Origin of the sequence: Micromonospora sp. L32, assembly GCF_052068055.1 — a bacterium.
In the GTDB taxonomy this organism is placed as follows: domain Bacteria; phylum Actinomycetota; class Actinomycetes; order Mycobacteriales; family Micromonosporaceae; genus Micromonospora; species Micromonospora purpureochromogenes.
The window spans coordinates 354,163-368,885 of record NZ_JBQHDD010000001.1; the positions used below are offsets into that span (position 1 = coordinate 354,163).

The 14,723-nt window shown below is 72.3% G+C and carries 23 protein-coding genes and 1 pseudogene; 16 read left to right on the forward strand and 8 right to left on the reverse strand.

Annotated features, from left to right (window positions below; genetic code table 11):
• Positions 1 to 21: 21 nt before the first annotated feature.
• Together ACTMTB_RS01725 and ACTMTB_RS01730 are read left to right on the forward strand one after the other, a co-directional pair.
• On the forward strand, positions 22 to 315 hold the full coding sequence (locus ACTMTB_RS01725) for a hypothetical protein (protein ID WP_441142180.1): 294 nt from the start codon (positions 22 to 24) through the stop codon (positions 313 to 315).
• Complete coding sequence (locus ACTMTB_RS01730) at positions 312 to 884, forward strand: hypothetical protein (RefSeq protein WP_441142181.1); 573 nt, start codon at positions 312 to 314, stop codon at positions 882 to 884. The genes ACTMTB_RS01725 and ACTMTB_RS01730 overlap by 4 nt, the downstream gene beginning before the upstream one ends.
• Here ACTMTB_RS01730 and ACTMTB_RS01735 read toward each other — a convergent pair whose 3' ends face one another.
• A complete protein-coding gene (locus ACTMTB_RS01735; RefSeq protein WP_441142182.1) occupies positions 885 to 1,154 on the reverse strand; it encodes a hypothetical protein in 270 nt (89 codons plus the stop codon). It lies immediately after the preceding gene.
• Between the two features lie 27 nt (positions 1,155 to 1,181).
• Here ACTMTB_RS01735 and ACTMTB_RS01740 point away from each other — a divergent pair, with 27 nt between their 5' ends.
• The gene (locus tag ACTMTB_RS01740; protein WP_441142183.1) at positions 1,182 to 1,454 is read left to right on the forward strand and encodes a hypothetical protein; all 273 of its coding nucleotides are present in this window, start codon (positions 1,182 to 1,184) and stop codon (positions 1,452 to 1,454) included.
• A gap of 71 nt (positions 1,455 to 1,525) precedes the next feature.
• Here ACTMTB_RS01740 and ACTMTB_RS01745 read toward each other — a convergent pair whose 3' ends face one another.
• The 4 genes from ACTMTB_RS01745 to ACTMTB_RS01760 all read right to left on the reverse strand — a co-directional run bounded on the left by ACTMTB_RS01745 (position 1,526) and on the right by ACTMTB_RS01760 (position 3,076).
• The gene (locus ACTMTB_RS01745; RefSeq protein WP_441142184.1) at positions 1,526 to 1,912 is read right to left on the reverse strand and encodes a hypothetical protein; all 387 of its coding nucleotides are present in this window, start codon (positions 1,910 to 1,912) and stop codon (positions 1,526 to 1,528) included.
• The gene (locus ACTMTB_RS01750; protein WP_441142185.1) at positions 1,912 to 2,205 is read right to left on the reverse strand and encodes a hypothetical protein; all 294 of its coding nucleotides are present in this window, start codon (positions 2,203 to 2,205) and stop codon (positions 1,912 to 1,914) included. The genes ACTMTB_RS01745 and ACTMTB_RS01750 overlap by 1 nt, the downstream gene beginning before the upstream one ends.
• Before the next feature lie 128 nt (positions 2,206 to 2,333).
• Positions 2,334 to 2,813: an endonuclease domain-containing protein gene (locus tag ACTMTB_RS01755; RefSeq protein WP_441142186.1), complete on the reverse strand. Its 480-nt coding sequence runs from the start codon at positions 2,811 to 2,813 to the stop codon at positions 2,334 to 2,336.
• Positions 2,810 to 3,076, reverse strand: coding sequence for a hypothetical protein (locus ACTMTB_RS01760; RefSeq protein WP_441142187.1), 267 nt, complete (start codon positions 3,074 to 3,076; stop codon positions 2,810 to 2,812). The genes ACTMTB_RS01755 and ACTMTB_RS01760 overlap by 4 nt, the downstream gene beginning before the upstream one ends.
• 174 nt (positions 3,077 to 3,250) lie before the next feature.
• On the opposite strand from ACTMTB_RS01760, the gene ACTMTB_RS01765 reads away from it, so the two are divergent.
• From ACTMTB_RS01765 to ACTMTB_RS01820, 12 genes and pseudogenes are all read left to right on the forward strand, one after another.
• Positions 3,251 to 3,613, forward strand: a complete 363-nt coding sequence (locus ACTMTB_RS01765) for a DUF6907 domain-containing protein (protein ID WP_441142188.1) — start codon at positions 3,251 to 3,253, stop codon at positions 3,611 to 3,613.
• A complete protein-coding gene (locus tag ACTMTB_RS01770; protein WP_441142189.1) occupies positions 3,610 to 3,822 on the forward strand; it encodes a hypothetical protein in 213 nt (70 codons plus the stop codon). Before ACTMTB_RS01765 ends, ACTMTB_RS01770 begins: the two co-directional genes overlap by 4 nt.
• Complete coding sequence (locus tag ACTMTB_RS01775; protein WP_441142190.1) at positions 3,822 to 3,977, forward strand: hypothetical protein; 156 nt, start codon at positions 3,822 to 3,824, stop codon at positions 3,975 to 3,977. The genes ACTMTB_RS01770 and ACTMTB_RS01775 overlap by 1 nt, the downstream gene beginning before the upstream one ends.
• The gene (locus tag ACTMTB_RS01780) at positions 3,974 to 4,171 is read left to right on the forward strand and encodes a hypothetical protein (protein WP_441142191.1); all 198 of its coding nucleotides are present in this window, start codon (positions 3,974 to 3,976) and stop codon (positions 4,169 to 4,171) included. The genes ACTMTB_RS01775 and ACTMTB_RS01780 overlap by 4 nt, the downstream gene beginning before the upstream one ends.
• Positions 4,168 to 4,842: an NUDIX domain-containing protein gene (locus ACTMTB_RS01785; RefSeq protein ID WP_441142192.1), complete on the forward strand. Its 675-nt coding sequence runs from the start codon at positions 4,168 to 4,170 to the stop codon at positions 4,840 to 4,842. Before ACTMTB_RS01780 ends, ACTMTB_RS01785 begins: the two co-directional genes overlap by 4 nt.
• The gene (locus ACTMTB_RS01790; protein ID WP_441142193.1) at positions 4,842 to 5,159 is read left to right on the forward strand and encodes a hypothetical protein; all 318 of its coding nucleotides are present in this window, start codon (positions 4,842 to 4,844) and stop codon (positions 5,157 to 5,159) included. The genes ACTMTB_RS01785 and ACTMTB_RS01790 overlap by 1 nt, the downstream gene beginning before the upstream one ends.
• Positions 5,156 to 6,100 (forward strand): ABC transporter permease, encoded by a 945-nt coding sequence (locus ACTMTB_RS01795; RefSeq protein WP_441142194.1) that lies wholly within the window; start codon positions 5,156 to 5,158, stop codon positions 6,098 to 6,100. Before ACTMTB_RS01790 ends, ACTMTB_RS01795 begins: the two co-directional genes overlap by 4 nt.
• 1 nt (position 6,101) lies before the next feature.
• A complete protein-coding gene (locus tag ACTMTB_RS01800; protein WP_441142195.1) occupies positions 6,102 to 8,207 on the forward strand; it encodes a cell division protein FtsK in 2,106 nt (701 codons plus the stop codon).
• Between the two features lie 119 nt (positions 8,208 to 8,326).
• Entirely contained in the window at positions 8,327 to 8,605 is a 279-nt protein-coding gene (locus tag ACTMTB_RS01805) for a hypothetical protein (RefSeq protein ID WP_441142196.1), read from the forward strand.
• Between the two features lie 277 nt (positions 8,606 to 8,882).
• Positions 8,883 to 9,932, forward strand: coding sequence for a hypothetical protein (locus ACTMTB_RS01810; RefSeq protein WP_441142197.1), 1,050 nt, complete (start codon positions 8,883 to 8,885; stop codon positions 9,930 to 9,932).
• 133 nt (positions 9,933 to 10,065) lie between these two features.
• Complete coding sequence (locus ACTMTB_RS01815; protein WP_441142198.1) at positions 10,066 to 10,491, forward strand: hypothetical protein; 426 nt, start codon at positions 10,066 to 10,068, stop codon at positions 10,489 to 10,491.
• Positions 10,492 to 10,529: 38 nt separating this feature from the next.
• A pseudogene (locus tag ACTMTB_RS01820) lies at positions 10,530 to 10,886 on the forward strand (alanyl-tRNA editing protein); the annotation flags it as partial.
• Positions 10,887 to 10,951: 65 nt separating this feature from the next.
• On the opposite strand, the gene ACTMTB_RS01825 reads toward ACTMTB_RS01820, so the two are convergent.
• Both ACTMTB_RS01825 and ACTMTB_RS01830 read right to left on the reverse strand, forming a co-directional pair.
• Positions 10,952 to 11,854 carry a GNAT family N-acetyltransferase gene (locus tag ACTMTB_RS01825; RefSeq protein ID WP_441142199.1) on the reverse strand — a complete coding sequence of 301 codons (903 nt, stop codon included), beginning with the start codon at positions 11,852 to 11,854 and terminating at the stop codon, positions 10,952 to 10,954.
• A 170-nt stretch (positions 11,855 to 12,024) separates the two neighbouring features.
• Entirely contained in the window at positions 12,025 to 12,702 is a 678-nt protein-coding gene (locus ACTMTB_RS01830) for a nucleotidyltransferase domain-containing protein (RefSeq protein ID WP_280839486.1), read from the reverse strand.
• Between the two features lie 77 nt (positions 12,703 to 12,779).
• Here ACTMTB_RS01830 and ACTMTB_RS01835 point away from each other — a divergent pair, with 77 nt between their 5' ends.
• Positions 12,780 to 13,697 (forward strand): SDR family oxidoreductase, encoded by a 918-nt coding sequence (locus ACTMTB_RS01835; RefSeq protein ID WP_280839456.1) that lies wholly within the window; start codon positions 12,780 to 12,782, stop codon positions 13,695 to 13,697.
• On the opposite strand, the gene ACTMTB_RS01840 is transcribed toward ACTMTB_RS01835, so the two are convergent.
• Positions 13,688 to 14,671: a helix-turn-helix transcriptional regulator gene (locus tag ACTMTB_RS01840; RefSeq protein ID WP_441142200.1), complete on the reverse strand. Its 984-nt coding sequence runs from the start codon at positions 14,669 to 14,671 to the stop codon at positions 13,688 to 13,690. The two genes, ACTMTB_RS01835 and ACTMTB_RS01840, sit on opposite strands and share 10 nt — an antisense overlap.
• Between the last annotated feature and the right edge of the window lie 52 nt (positions 14,672 to 14,723).

Consider the following 14,723-nt stretch of genomic DNA (forward strand, 5'->3'; position numbering starts at 1 on the left):
TCCACACCTGGAGGACCGCCGGTGGCGGGCGATGACATCACCAACGCCGAGCTGGCCCGGCGGCTCGACTCGTTCCGCCGGGACGTGCACGACGACCTGGCGGACATCAGCAGGCGCATGGACGCCTACGTCCTCCGCGAGGTGTACCAAGCCGAGCGGGTCACGACGGAAACCCGGATCGCCGTGCTGGAGAGGCGCGTCGAGCAGGGCGACGAACAAAGGCGGGCGATGACGCGATGGCTGATCTCGGCGGTGATCATCCCGGTGGTGGCCGTGGTCGTCACCGTCTTCCTCAACTTGCAGGGGCCGGCATGAGGCGGATCGCGCGCTGGCGCTGGCGGGATCTGGCGGTCGTCGCCTGCGCCGTGGCGGTTGCCGTAGCGATTGCCTGGTCGACGTACCACATCGGGTTGCTGCGGGCGCAGAACGAGGCGCTGGCCAGCGCGCTGGAGCAGCAGCGTCAGCAGGCGCAGGACTCGGGCCAGGAGCCGGTGGCGCCGGCGGCAGAGGAGATCATTCGGGATCCGCAGGTCGTCACCGGTCCGGAAGGGCCCGAAGGTCCGCAGGGTCCGCGGGGTTTCGACGGCATCGACGGGTCGCCCGGTCCGAGCGGCCCGCCTGGGGCTCCCGGTAAGCCCGGTGCTCCTGGCCAGGACGGTGCCGATGGCGCTCCCGGTCCGGCTGGTTCCGCTGGCCCGCCGGGACCTCAGGGTCCGGCTGGCCCACGAGGCGAGCAAGGCCCGCAGGGAGAGCAGGGAGAGCAGGGCCCGCAGGGAGAGGCTGGCCCGGCGGGCGCTCAATGCCCCGACGGCACCCACGCCGAGACGGTCACGGTCGTCACCACCGAAGGCGCGCGGCAGATCGCCGCTTGCGTCAAGGACTAGCTACGGCCAGTCGGTGGTGGGCACGTAGGTCTCCCACCGGCCGCCCTTCTCGCGGCCCTCGCGGTAGATGCCGGCCAGCTTCCGCCGGGCGCTCGCCTCGTCGGGGAACTCCCACCGCGTCGGTTCCTGCACCTCGGCGGGGCTGTTCAGCAGGACCACCCACGTCCCGGAGCCGTCCATCCGCTGCTCCAGCCGCACCACCGCCGCGATCCACGAGCCATCCGGCGCATACAGGCGGCCGGCCTCACGCAACTGCGGCTGACCAGGCATAACCCTGACCGTACCCAGGAGGTACCCATGTCGGAACTCCACCCCGTGCCGGCGGCGGACGTGCCCCGGCCGATCGAATCGAAGGTCAAGGCGGCGACCGTCGGCGCCGGCGGTAGCGCTGCCGTCATCACCCCGGCCGTGCTGTGGCTCGTCGACGAGCTGTGGTTCAACGGCGCGGCGGCACCGGCCGTGCCGCTGCCGCTGGTCGGTGTCATCGGCCTGGTCGTGACGGGCGCCTGTGCGTTCGTGGCCGGCTACCTCGCGAAGCACACGGCGCGGCCGGACCTCGGCCGGTCCTGACCCCTCTCGCTGCACAGACTGCGGCCCCCCTTGCCTTCGGGCGAGGGGGGCCGCTTTCGTGCTGTCCGGCTCTACCAGGGGCCGTCGCCGAACTCCGCGGCGCACGCCTCCGCGACAGCGAGTTGCGCCCCCCGAAGATCCAGGTTCGCGTCGGGGCCCGGGTCCGCCGCGACCTTGTCCGCCGCCGCGATCAGATCCTGGCCGGCGTTGGCGATACCCGGCACCGACGCCGCAGCGGCGAGCTGACCCGCCGCGCGGTTGCTGGCCGGGTCGAAGTCGAAGGCGTTGCCGGCCGTGGCCGCAGCCCGGCAACCGGCCCGGTCGTCCACGGTGGGCGACGGCGACGCGCTGGTGGGAGAGGCCGCAGGCGCCGCGGCCGGCCCCGGGTCCTTGTCGCTGGAGCAGCCGGCCAGCGCGGCGACCAGGAGCAGGGCGGCGGCGAGGTGACGGGTACGCATCAGGACCACACCGCCCAACCGAGCAGGCCGAGCACCACCGCGGCGGCCGGCAGCTCGACGAGGACGAACCGCTTCCGGGGGCCGAACGCCGGCTCGACGATCACGCCGTCGCCGAACCGGTAGATCCGCCGCGCAGCCAAGCCCTTCTGCACCACGGAGAACTCCCGCCCGTGCGCGACGTCGGTCCACCCGTCCTCACCGGCCAGAGCCAGCGCGATCGAATGCGGTATGTCGGGGTGCTCGCCGACGGCCAGGCCTTGTGGGTAGCCGACGAGGTGGGGGAGGCGCTCCATGCCGGGCACCGTACCGACCTGCGGCAATGCGGCCCGATGATCGTCGGATGACCGACCCAGCGGCGTGTTGATGTAACAGAAGCGGCCCCTCACCCGAGGTGAGGGGCCGCGCTTCGTCGTGTCTGGGGTCAGGCGGGAGTGACAGCCAAGCGGCGCGGTCCGTATCTCCGGTGGAGTTGCTGCCAAGTCTTCGCCGAGCCCCGGGGTCCGCTCCACAGCTCGCCATCACGTCGGTACAGGTCGATGTGAGGCGGGCGCCCCCCTTTGACCCAGGTGCCACTCCGCGGCTCGGGCATCTCTGTCGGTCGTCCAGCGGCCATGCAGAGGTCGGCAATCCATGGGGTGCGAGTCAGGTACGCGAGGCTGCGTCCGACCGCCCCGTACCTCGGCAGTCCGAGCATTGTGTTGCAGGTGCCACAGAGGAGTCCTCGCACAAACCAGAGGCCGCGGTCCGCGTCGTGGTCGATGAAGAGCCTTCCGTGAGACGACTCGGGGCCGCGGGTGCGACATATCTCGCAGCGGTCCTCCACCTGCTCGACCCGCCTCGTGTACTCGTCGCAAGTCAGGTCGTACCTACGGTGGTGGTGCGTCCCGAGCTGCTGACTCATTCGGCCGCCTCTGCTCCGGGCTTGTTCCCCCTGCCGCCGGCGGAGCGGCCTTCGAGGATCTGCTGGATTCGGTTCCGGTGCAGACCCAGCTCCCGGCCGATGTCGGCGTAGCTCATGTCCCGGGCCTTCATCTCCACCACGGCCTCCTGGCGGATCTTCCGCAGCCGCGCCTGCCACGCCGGGATCGCGCCTAGCCGCTGACCTGCCTGTCTTGCCCGCTCGGCGGGGTCGGTGATGCGCTCGATGTCGTTGATGTCGGCCAACGGATTCTCCACCTCGTGATCGTAAGGGCTCCCCTTGCAAACGTGACTGTAGTGGGTACCTTGACGGCCTGACAAGGTACCCACTACATTCGGAAAGCGCCCCCAAACAAGGCAGCCCCCGACCAGCGATTACGGCGCTGGCCGAGGGCCTAGATCAGGAAGTGAGTCCTGACCATGTCCCACATCATCGCTCACGCGCCGACCGGTGCGTCTCCCATCTCCCCGCCGGACTTCCCGTCGACGTGCCCGCCGTGGTGCGTGGACTGCTGGAAGGGCGACAACCACTGGGAGACCCCCGACCCGGGGGTGACGTTCCACCACGGCGCCCCGCGGACGATCGTCTGCACGAACGGGCCGGAGACGCACGACGTGGAGATCTCGCTGGAGCGCCTCGACGCCGAGGGCGAGGTCGGTGACGTGCAGATCTACGTCCGCACCGACGACGGCGCGTTCAGCATGAGCCTCGACGAGGCGGAGCTGCTCGCGGCCGAGCTGTTCTCCCTCCTGCTTCGGGGCCGCCAGGGTGGTGAGCGGTGATGGACATTCTGACCCGACCCACCACCGGCTTCCGGCTGGAGGAGCGCATCACCACCGCGACGGGCGTCGAGAGGCGCGTGTCCATCGAGCCGGCCGGCGACGACCGCGACCAGGCGTTCAAGCTGATGACGGAGCGGGTCGCCGCGAACCGGCCGGCCTATGCCCCGGACTCCGGCATCCGCCTCGTGCTCGTCGGGGGTGACCGGTGATGGCCGTCCCGCGCTGGATCTCCCGCTCCCTGCTCGTCGCCGCCGCGATGGCCGCCATGGCGTTTGGCGTCAACCACACCGAGCAGCCGTGCACCGGCCACCAGGTCGGCGCCGCCGGCATGTGCGTCTCCACGCAGGTCGGAGGTGTCCTGTGAGCGAGCACCTCGGACACCTCGCCCTGATCCTCGCCGTCGGACCGGTGGTCCTCGCCGCGCCGTTCGTCCTCGCCTACGTGCTGGTGCAGCGCCCCGCCGACGAGGCCGCCCAGGTCGCCCGCGCCCGTGCCGCCGTCGAGCGGGAGGCGCAGCGCCGCGCGGCCCTTCCCCGCCGGAAGGAGCTGTCCCGATGAGCGACCGCACCTTCACCCACCCGAGCGTCCTGGCCGGGATCGCCGCCGGCGCGAGCTGGGCCGACCCGGAGATGGACCCGACCCGCATCGACTGGATCGACCGGCAGCCCGTCGCCGCGATCCCGTTCCAGGTGATCGACGGCCGCCCGGTCAACCCGTGCGAGACCACCCCGGTCCGGTACGGCCGCAACGAGCTCGGCCACTGGGGCGAGCAGAAGTGCGCTGACGCCCTCGTGTTCGCCACCGCTGGCGGGCGCCGCTGGATCGTGATGGTCGAGCGCGCCGACGGTCACGGCTGGGCGCTTCCCGGCGGCTACGTCGACCCCGGCGAGGACCCGATCGACGCGGCGGTGCGAGAGCTGCGGGAGGAGACCGGCCTGATCGTCGACCGGGCGGAGGAGCCGTACGTGGCGATGCCGGCCCGGTACGTGCCCGACCCTCGCGCCTCCGACGAGGCGTGGATGGTCACCACCCCGGTCCGCTTCGACGTCGGCAACTACTACGGCTGGCCGAGCCTGCCGCTGCTTGAGGGGGCGGACGACGCGAAGCGGGCCCGCTGGGTCCTCGCCGACTCGTACCCAGCTCTGGTCGAGCACCTGGCCAGCGTGTACTCCGGCGAGGTGTTCGCCGCCCACTGTGGCCTGCTCGCCGACGCCCTGCAGGTGCGCTGATGTGCACCATCAACGGCACCTGCGGCTGCCAGCGCAGCGGGGACGGCTTCCTGCTCGCCCTCAGCGGGCAGGTCGCCTGGTGGCTGCTGAAGACCGCCGCGAAGGCGGTGCAGCTGCTCATCGTCGCCCTCGTCGCGTTGACCCTGTGGGCGGCTCCGCGCGGCTGGCGGCTCGCCCAAGCCGGCTACCGGGCCGGCCGGCGCCGCTGGCTGATGCGGCCGGTGGTCCTCGACCGGGAGCCGGTCGCCGCCGTCACCGCCACCACCGACCTGCCCACCCTCGCCGACCTTCGCCTGAAGGAGCCCGCGAACTCATGACCACCACCATCGAACCCACCGACCTCGACCTCGACGGGCCGCCGGTCAACCCGTGGGCGTTCTCCGAGCCCGCCGCGCCCGACCCGGCGGCGAAGCCCGACGACCTGACCCCCGCGCTGCGGCTGATGGTCGACGAACTCGACGACGTGTACAAGGGCGACGACTGCCCGAGCATCGACAAGACCGCCGCAGCGATGAAGGAGGCCACCGGCAACAAGTCGTGGGACTCCCGCGGCCAGGTGGACAAGGCCCGCGCGGCGTACCGCGCCCGACACGGCATCCAGGTGGAGCAGAAGACGGCGAAGAAGACCACCCGCACCGCGGCGACCAGGCCGGCCCGTACCAAGCCGCCGACGCCCCGCCGTACCGCCCTGGTACGACCGGAACCTGAGCCGGTGGTACAGACCGAGCGGGCACCCGTGGTACACGAGCCCGTACCGCAGCCGGTCGCCGTGGCACAGCCCGAGCCCGTACCGCAGCCCACCGAGGCGGTACGTACCGCGCCCGGCCGGACGGTCCGGTCGTGGCCCGTCATGGTCATCGCCCTGCCCGCCATGGTGGCGATCTGGGGCGGCTGGGTCGGCCTCGGCGGACTCACCGGCTTCGGCGACATCAACCTCCTGCCCGGCATCGTCGCCGACAACGGCTGGGCCACCATCGACTCCGCCATCACCCTGCCCATCGGCGTGGAGGCGTACGCCGCGTTCGCCCTGCGCGCCTGGCTGTCCGGCCATGTGCCGGCCCGAGCCCGCGTGTTCGCCCGCTGGTCGGCCATCGGCTCCCTCGCCGTCGGCGCCCTCGGCCAGGTCGCCTACCACCTGCTCGTCGCCGCCGGCGTGAAGTCCGCCCCCTGGTGGATCACCACGCTGGTCGCCTGCCTGCCAGTGGCGGTGCTCGGCATGGCCGCCGCGCTGGTCCACCTCATGCGAGAGGAGCGCTGACGTGAGCACCGACCACATTCCCGGCCAGCGGCTCGCGTTCGACGACCTCGACGACCACGAGACCGTCGACGTCACCCCCGACCCGCCCGGCCCGCCCGTCGACCAGCACGAGCGCAAGCCCGTCTTCGCCGCCATCATCGGCAAGACCGACGAACGGCGCCCCATCGTTCCCGCCGGACTGCGCCGCGGAAACCTCGCGCCCACCGTCAAGCAGGTCACCGGCCGGGCCGGGCACGTCGCCGCGTACCACGCGGTACGCACCCCCCTGTGGTACGTGCCGCTCGCCCTGCTGTGGGCGGTATGGGGACTCATCCTGCTCGTCACCCGCCAGCTCCGCTGGTGGTGGGTGCTGGAGCAGGAACCACTGCGCCAGGAAGCCGCCACCCGCAACGACCCCGACGCGTGGATGAAGCTGCACCGCGAAGCCAAGGCCACCCGCCTGTACCGCGGCATCGTTCTCGCCGCCGAGGCCGTCGCAGTCCTCGTGGTCGTCGGTGTCCTCGCGGTACAGCCCGGCTGGTACAGCGCCGCCGTCGCGCTCGTGGTCGTACCACTGCTCGCGCGGTACGGGCGGCCCGCCGACAAGCCCATCGTCAGCCCCGCCGTCGTCAAGCCGCAGTTCCGCCGGCTCACCGCCGAACTGGTACGGCAGGCCATCCTGTCCTGCGGCATCGCCGGCCTGAAGGAACCGGAGCAGATCACCTTCCCGCAGGAAATCCACCGCGACGGGCCCGGCCAGCTCGCCATCGTCGACCTGCCGCCCGGCGTCGACGCCGTCGACGTCATCGAACGGCGCTCCCGCCTCGCCTCCGGCCTGCGCGTACCCGTCGACCAGGTGTGGCCGGAAACCATGCCCAAGGCCCACCCGGGCCGGCTGGCCATCTGGCAGGGCTACCAGCCCGCCTCCGCCATGAAGCAACCCGCCTGGCCCCTGCTCAAGGGCACGAAGGTGGACATCTTCAAGCCGTTCCCGTTCGCCACCGACCCCCGCCTGCGGCCCGTCATGGGGCAGCTCATCTACCGCAACTGGCTCATCGGTGCCATGCCCGGCGCCGGGAAGACGTTCTCCCTGCGTGAGCTGCTGCTCGTCGCCGCCCTCGACCCGACCGCCGAACTGACCGGCTACGAACTCAAGGGCACCGGCGACCTCGACATGCTGGAGCCGATCTGCACCAAGTACGGCTCCGGCGCCGACGACGACACCGTCGAGGAAGCCCTCGACATGCTGCGCTGGCTACGCGAGGAATGCGTCCGCCGCGGCGCCGTCATCAAGCGCATGGCCCGCGCCGGGAAAGCCCCCGAGAACAAGGTCACCCGCGAACTGGCCAACATGCCTGGCCTGGGACTACACCCGGTCGTGGCGTTCGTCGACGAGTGCCAGGAGCTGTTCGCCCACTCCGAGTTCGGCAAGGAAGCCGGCGACCTGGCCGAGAAGGTCATCAAGCTCGGTCGGGCGCTCGGCATCATCCTGCTGCTCGCCACCCAGCGGCCCGACAAGGACTCCCTGCCCAAGGGCGTCTCCGCCAACGCCGGCGTGCGCTGGTGCCTGCGCGTCACCGGCCAGGTCGAGAACGACATGGTGCTCGGCACCAGCATGTACAAGCAGGGCATCCGCGCCACCATGTTCGGCGACGAGGACTACGGGTGGGGCTGGCTCGTCGGCCTCGGCAAACCGGTCAGCGCCCGCGGCTACTACGTGGACGGGCCGGGCGCGAAGCGGATCGTGGAACACGCCATCCGCCACCGCCAGGCCGCCGGCACCATGCCTGAGCTGGACGAACCCGCCCCGAAGGTGAAGGCGTACAACCTGCTCGACGACATCCGCGCCGTCTGGCCGGCCACCGAGGACGCCCTCTGGTCGGAGCTGATCGTCGACCGGCTGGCCCGGATGCGGCCGGAAATCTACGGCGACTGGACGGTCACCACCCTCGGCGCCGCCCTGAAGTCGACCGGCGTGAAGACCGTGTCGATCCACCGGAAGCTCGACGGGATGTGGACCGGCAACCCGCACCCAGAGGGCAAGGGGTGGACCCGGTACGGGGTGCGGCTGGACACCCTCCAGGCGGCGATCGACGCCGGCGCGAAGCCCCGCGAGATCGCCGAGTGATAGCGGGCGGGCGCGCTATCGATAGCGCGCCCGCTAGCGCCTCAGACCCGCTGTGACCTGCGGGATTGCGAATAGCACGACCACCCTTCGAACCCCCGCTACCGCCCCTTGGAGGACCCGTGACAGAGACGATCGCCGCCGCCGAGCACACGACCGGCGGCCTGCCGTGGTGGGTGTGGCTGATCCTGGCCGCGCTCACCGCAGCGGCGTACAAGGTGGGCGAGTGGAGGTGGCGGCCATTCGCCCCCTGCTGGTGCTGCAAGGGCAGCGGCAAGCATCACCGCAAGGACCGGAAGGTGTTCCGCGACTGCTGGTGGTGCCGCGGCTCCGGCCGGCGCAAGCGCATCGGCCGCCGGGTGTGGGATCGTTTCGCGAAAGTCCGCAACGCGGCCCGGTGAGCTGCGCACAGGCTGTGACCGGTGACGATGCATGATCCTCAGATACCGAAAAGAACCTCGCGTGTAGGTGTACCAATGCGGACAGTCGATCATCGAACGGGCGGCCACGAGGCGTCACACCCACAAGATGCTCTATGGAAGTTGCACGACATGCGCCAAGATGAGTCCTTCACCGAGGGGGCTCATACGCACACTGAACGTTCCGCCAGGCAATAATTGCCGGGAGGAGCAACCGTCCGGGGGGACCGCGGCGATCACCTTAGGGGAGGTGAGGGCCATGCACAGCAGCACCATCCGACGACTCCTGCTCGGGGCAGCCCTCACCGGCGGCACCTGGCTCGGCCTCGCCGCCCTCGACGGCGCCGCCCACGCCGACACCGCGCCGCCCGCCGTGACCATCGAACGGCCGGCCGTGCTCGACACCGCGGCGAAGCTGCCGCCCCGACTGCCGCAGCAGGCCTCCGCCCGCGTCCGGGCCGCCATCGCCAAGGTGACCGCCGAGCCGACCGCACCCGCTGAGCCGAAACCGGAGCCGTGCGAGGACCAGCCCGCCGAGCCTGAGCCCGACCCCACCACGGAGCCCGAGCCCGAGCCCGAGCCCGAGCCCAGCGACGAGCCGGCCGACCCGCCCGTCGAGGACAAGCCCCGCAGCGAGCCGCCCGCCGACGAGCCGCCGGTGGAGGCCCCGCCCGTCGAGGTGCCCGTGCCGGTCGAGCAGCCGCCCGCCGAGGTGCCGCCGCCGCCCGCGCCGCCCGTCCCGGCCCCCACACCCACCCCGGACCCGGTGCCGACGCCCGACCCAGTGCCGCCCGTCGACGACGCACCTGAGCCGCTGCCCACCGACGGCGGCACCGCACCGAAGCCGCAGGACCCGCCGCCGCCGGCGCCCGCGCCCGTGGTCGTCCCCGCTCCGCTGCCCGTCCTCGGCCCTGTGCCGGCCGCCGAACCGCCGGCCGACGACGCGCCCACCATGCTTGGCCAGGCCGCCGCCGTCATCGACGTCGAGGTGCAGTGGTGCCCCGACGAGCAGCGCACCGACAACCGCCCGGACGGCCGCGACATGATCCGCCAGCTCATCGCCAGCCTCACCGCCCCCGCCGAAACACCCCGCGCCCAGTCCAAGCCCGGCTGCCCCGGCACACCCGACCGCGACGCCACCACCGGCGCCGGCCAGGTCAAGCCCCCACCACCCACGGCCGCAGACCTCATCGTCGCCATCTTCACCGGCAGCCACGTCCCGCCGGTCCTCGGCCGGATGGAGCACACCCGCGCCAGGTCACACCTGCCCGCCGGCCGCTCCACGCACATCGAGCCCAGCCCAGCCTGACAGCCACCCAGCCCGCGCTCCCCCGCGGGCACGTGCCGGCAAGCCCCTGGGCTCCCGGCGGGAGGCGGGCTACCGCGACCCCGACCTCCGATCACTCACCACCACCAGCACAACCGATCGGAGCTGATCGCAAGTGAGTACCACCGACCCCACCCTGACCCTCATCCGCAACACCTGCACCGCCATCGCCGTCGCCCTCGGGGTCACCCGGTCGGTCGCCCTCGCCGGCTTCCTGCACATGCCCGACTGGTCCATCGCGGCGTCGATGGTCCTGTTCGTCATCACCGTCCCCGCCGCCGCCTGGGCCGCATACCAGCTGCGCATCCGCCGCATCCTCGCCGAGAAGCAGGCCGCCATCGCCGAGAAGCACGCCGCCGAACAGCGGGCCGTCGCCGCCGAAACCCGGGTGGTGCAGCTCAGCGAGGCGGTGCTCAGCGAGGAAGAGGACCGGGCGCTGTGGGACTCCATCCCCGCGGCCACCTCGGTCGAGGACACCTGCGCCTTCGGGCTCAAGGTCGTGCCCATCAACCAGTACCGCGGCTACCCTCAGGCCGGGTAACCCGGCGCGCTTCCGGTGGGCCTCATGTCCGTCATCGGGGGGACATGAGGCCGGGGGAGGCCAGGATGGACTTCAACCTGCCCGAGGTGCCGCCGGACTTCAAGACCCGGATCGAGGAGCTGGTCAACGCCGAGGTGGCCGCCGACCGGTCGGTCGCCGTGCGGGTGCTGCCCCGGGCCGAGGCGCTGGCCCTGCCGGACATCATCCGTACCCAGTCCAACCTGATCCCGCCGGACGAGCAGGAGGTCCGGATCGTCGACATCGTCGGGCTGGACGTGCAGGCCGACGGCGGCACCCACGTCGCCTCGACCGCCCAGATCGGCAAGGTGCAGGTGGTCAAGGTGGAGAGCAAGGGCCGCGCCAACCGCCGGGTCCGGGTCAGGCTGGCCGACTAGGGCGTACGGCCGCCTCGTCCGCACGGTGTCCCCGGCACCGCTGGACCGGTGCCGGGGACGACGGGTCAGACGAGGTCCACGCGTTCCCGCTCGATCGGGTAGCCCGCCCGGGCGAAGACGGCGGCCATCGGGTGGTTGGTCTGGTCCGTGGCGGCCACGATCTCCGTCACGCCGCCCTTGACCAGCAGGTGCGTCCCCTCGACCAGCAGGTCGTACGCGTAGCCGTGGCCGCGTTGCTCGGGGACCACGCCGACGAAGCCGATGATCGGATCGGCGTGGTTGCGGGCCGGCACGATGATGCCGACCAGCTCGCCGCTCGCGGTCCAGGCCAGTCGCCACCAGTCACGCGGGCTCGGCAGCCAGAGCAGCAGGTCCAGTTCCTCCCGGGCCGCCGCGTCCGGCCCCGAGGTGGCGGCGGTGTGGCGGGTGTGGGCGTCCAGGCTGCCCTCACCGACGCGGCGGAGGACATCGAGGATCACGGCGTCGTCCGGTTCGGGGCGGAACGTGAGTCGCCCCGGCCGGTCGGGCAGTCCACACCCGGTGGTCCAGCGGTACCGGTACCGCTCGACCAGCACCGACATGCCGGCGGCCGTGGCGGCGTCGATCCGCGCCTGCGCCTGCGCCCGGACGGCGGGATCGTCGCGCCAGCCGGGTGGCAGCGACAGCGAGTACTCCGCCCGCAGCGGTGCGGTCCGGAGCAGCTCCACCGCCGCGTCGGTGTCGGTGAAGTCGAACCAGTCGAGAGCCAGCGGCTGGTCGTCGTCCGGCCCACCCCACCAGGCGGCGCGGGCCACGACGACGTCGTCGCGCAGGGCGACCCAGGTCCATTCGGGGCGGTACTGGCCGGCTTCGGCCATGTCGAGGTAGCGCTCGCCGAACGCGGCGCGGCCGACGAGAGCGGGGTCGGGCAGGGAGTCGAAGAGTTTTTCCTCGCCCGCGGTGATCGGGCGGATGACCAGTTCGGTCATGGGATCCTTCCGGGTGGTGACGTGCTCCCGGTTCAGGACCTCGGCGTCCTCGCCGTCGGGTGGGAGCACATGACAGTCGTGGTGGACATCGCGCTCACCTCCCTTTCGCTGATCGAGGACGCGGGCGGCAGATTAGCACCGGGGCCGGCGCCCGGCCGAGCGGTTTTCGCTCAGCCGGCCGGCGGCAGGTGGGCGGCGCGCACGTCGAGCAGCCAACCCTCCACCGTCGCCTCGTCCGGCCGCTCCGGCAGCGGCGTACGGCTGGTGTCGAAGTCCCGCTGCGCCGCGGCGACCAGCGCCTCCGCCTCGTCCAACGCGCCGCCGGCCACCCGCTCGCCGAAGGCACGGAACCACTCCGGGTCGGCCAGCCGGATCTCCAGCACGCCGGTCGCGTAGAGCACCCGGCCCTGGTGCAGCAACCGGGCCAGGTGCCGGGCGTGCTTCGCCGAGCGCCGCCGCCCGCCCAGGGACGAGTCGCGGGTGGTGAGCTTGCGGAACTGCTGCGTGGCGTACCCGAGGTAGGCGTCGCGGACCCGGGGCGCGCTGAGGAACGCCGACCGGATCGCGATCAGCCGCTCGCCGAACTCCGTCCGGGTCTCGTAGCAGTCGTCCGGCAGCCACATCAGCTCGGTGGCGGTCGGGTTGCCGCTCAGCGCGAGCTTCGCGTACTTGCCGGCCTCGTGCAGGGTGACGTCCGGGTCGGTGGTTACCACGGACTCCTTCGGCGGGTGCAGGCCGTGGAACGCGACGGTGGGCGCGGCGAAGACCCCGATCCGGTCGACGTCCGAGCCCGGCCCGGCCAGCCCGTACGCGACCGACCCGACGATTCCGGAGAGCAGCAGGTGCATGCCGGCGAGCATGACGCACGACACCCGATCGCGAAACCGGACTTCGGGTGTCAGGTTTTCCTGTCAGGGTCGGACGCATGACGACGAAACCGCTGACAGGGAAGATCGCGCTGGTCGCCGGGGCGACGCGGGGCGCCGGCCGGCAGATCGCCATCCAGCTCGGCGCGGCCGGGGCGACCGTCTACGCCACCGGCCGCAGCAGCCGGGCCGGCCGCTCCGAGATGGACCGCCCGGAGACCATCGAGGAGACCGCTGAGCTGGTCACCGCGGCCGGCGGCACCGGCATCGCCGCCCGGGTCGACCACCTCGTCCCCGACGAGGTCCGGGAGTTGGTCGCCCGGATCGACGCGGAGCAGGGCCGGCTGGACGTGCTGGTCAACGACATCTGGGGCGGCGACCCGCTGATCACCTGGGAGAAGCCGGTCTGGGAACAGCCCCTGGACGCCGGCTTCCGTACCCTGCGCCTGGCGATCGACACGCACATCATCACCAGCCACTTCGCGCTGCCCCTGCTGATCCGCCGTCCAGGTGGGCTGGTCGTGGAGATCGGGGACGGCACCCGGTCGTACAACGACGAGAACTACCGGCTCTCGGTCTTCTACGACCTGGCCAAGGTGTCGGTGAACCGGCTCGCGTTCAGCTGGGGGCACGAACTGAAGCCGCACGGTGGCACGGCCGTCGCGCTGACTCCCGGTTGGATCCGGTCCGAGGCCATGCTGGAGCACTACGAGGTCACCGAGGAGAACTGGCGCGACGGCGCGGCGAAGGACCCGCACTTCCTCATCTCGGAGACCCCGGCCTTCGTCGGACGCGCGGTCGCGGCGCTCGCCGCCGACGAGGGGAAGGCCCGTTGGAACCAGGCCTCCGTCTCGGCCGGCGAGCTGTCCCAGGTGTACGGGTTCACCGACGTCGACGGCAGCCGGCCGGACGCCTTCCGCTACATCGCCGAGGTGGTCGACGCCGGCAAGCCCGCCGACGTCACGGGCTACCGCTGACCGGTGGGGAGGTAGCGGGCGGCGGACCGCCTCGCGGCGTCCGCCAGCCGTTCCCTCAGCTCCGGCGGGTCCAGAACCTCCACCTCCGGGCCCAGCCCCAGCATCTGGGAGTACGCCACCTCGACGGACTCGACGGGCAGCCGGGTCACCACCCACCCCTGCCCGTCGGGTTCGCCGGCGGCGGCGAGCGCCTCGGCGTACACGAAGGGGGCGTCGGCGAGGTGCCGGAGCCGGCGCAGGCCGGCGGGGCTCAGGCGGATCGTCACCTCGGCCCGGAGCATGCTCCGCAGGAACGCCTCGGCCTGCTCCCGCCAGTACGCGGCCAGGTCGAAGTTGTCGTCCCGGTCGAAGCTCTCCCCACCCACCTCGACGCCCGTCACCCGGTCCACCCGGTACGTCCGGTACCGGTCGCCGACGCAGCCGACCAGGTACCAGATCCCGCTCTTGAGGACCAGCCCGTAGGGGCACAGCTCCCGCGTGACCTCCCGGTCGCCGCGCCGGTAGCGCAGCTCGACCACCCGGTCCCGCCAGACCGCCCGGGCCAGGTCGGCCAGCCACGGTGGCGGCGCGGACTCCCGGAACCAGCCCGGCACGTCCAGGTGGAACCGCTGCCCGGCGCGGGCGGGGGCGTCCCGCAGGCTCGGCGGCAGCGCGGCGAGCACCTTCAGCTCGGCGGCCGCCACCGCGTCCGCCAGCCCCATCTCACCGGCCGGGCCGGGCAGGCCGGAGAGGAAGAGCGCCTCGGCCTCGTCCCGGGTCAGGCCGGTCAGTCGGGTCCGGTAGCCGCCGAGGAGGCGGTACCCGCCGGCCCGGCCTCGGTCGGCGTAGACCGGCACCCCGGCGGCGGAGAGCGCCAGCACGTCCCGGTAGACCGTCCGCTCGGACACCTCCAGCTCGCGGGCCAGTTCGGCGGCGGTCATCGTGCCGCGGGACTGCAACAGCAGCACCAGGGAGATCAGCCGGGACGCGCGCACCCGACCATCCTGCCCGGCTCCGGGGCGTGCCGGTGAGCACTAGGCTCTCCGC

Bases quoted from the DNA above. Each gene is read 5' to 3' on its own strand.
- ACTMTB_RS01730 (WP_441142181.1), top strand. From the start codon at position 312: ATGAGGCGGATCGCGCGCTGGCGCTGGCGGGATCTGGCGGTCGTCGCC.
- ACTMTB_RS01735 (WP_441142182.1), bottom strand. From the start codon at position 1,154: ATGCCTGGTCAGCCGCAGTTGCGTGAGGCCGGCCGCCTGTATGCGCCG.
- ACTMTB_RS01740 (WP_441142183.1), top strand. From the start codon at position 1,182: ATGTCGGAACTCCACCCCGTGCCGGCGGCGGACGTGCCCCGGCCGATC.
- ACTMTB_RS01745 (WP_441142184.1), bottom strand. From the start codon at position 1,912: ATGCGTACCCGTCACCTCGCCGCCGCCCTGCTCCTGGTCGCCGCGCTG.
- ACTMTB_RS01750 (WP_441142185.1), bottom strand. From the start codon at position 2,205: ATGGAGCGCCTCCCCCACCTCGTCGGCTACCCACAAGGCCTGGCCGTC.
- ACTMTB_RS01755 (WP_441142186.1), bottom strand. From the start codon at position 2,813: ATGAGTCAGCAGCTCGGGACGCACCACCACCGTAGGTACGACCTGACT.
- ACTMTB_RS01765 (WP_441142188.1), top strand. From the start codon at position 3,251: ATGTCCCACATCATCGCTCACGCGCCGACCGGTGCGTCTCCCATCTCC.
- ACTMTB_RS01775 (WP_441142190.1), top strand. From the start codon at position 3,822: ATGGCCGTCCCGCGCTGGATCTCCCGCTCCCTGCTCGTCGCCGCCGCG.
- ACTMTB_RS01785 (WP_441142192.1), top strand. From the start codon at position 4,168: ATGAGCGACCGCACCTTCACCCACCCGAGCGTCCTGGCCGGGATCGCC.
- ACTMTB_RS01790 (WP_441142193.1), top strand. From the start codon at position 4,842: ATGTGCACCATCAACGGCACCTGCGGCTGCCAGCGCAGCGGGGACGGC.
- ACTMTB_RS01795 (WP_441142194.1), top strand. From the start codon at position 5,156: ATGACCACCACCATCGAACCCACCGACCTCGACCTCGACGGGCCGCCG.
- ACTMTB_RS01810 (WP_441142197.1), top strand. From the start codon at position 8,883: ATGCACAGCAGCACCATCCGACGACTCCTGCTCGGGGCAGCCCTCACC.
- ACTMTB_RS01825 (WP_441142199.1), bottom strand. From the start codon at position 11,854: ATGACCGAACTGGTCATCCGCCCGATCACCGCGGGCGAGGAAAAACTC.
- ACTMTB_RS01830 (WP_280839486.1), bottom strand. From the start codon at position 12,702: ATGCACCTGCTGCTCTCCGGAATCGTCGGGTCGGTCGCGTACGGGCTG.
- ACTMTB_RS01835 (WP_280839456.1), top strand. From the start codon at position 12,780: ATGACGACGAAACCGCTGACAGGGAAGATCGCGCTGGTCGCCGGGGCG.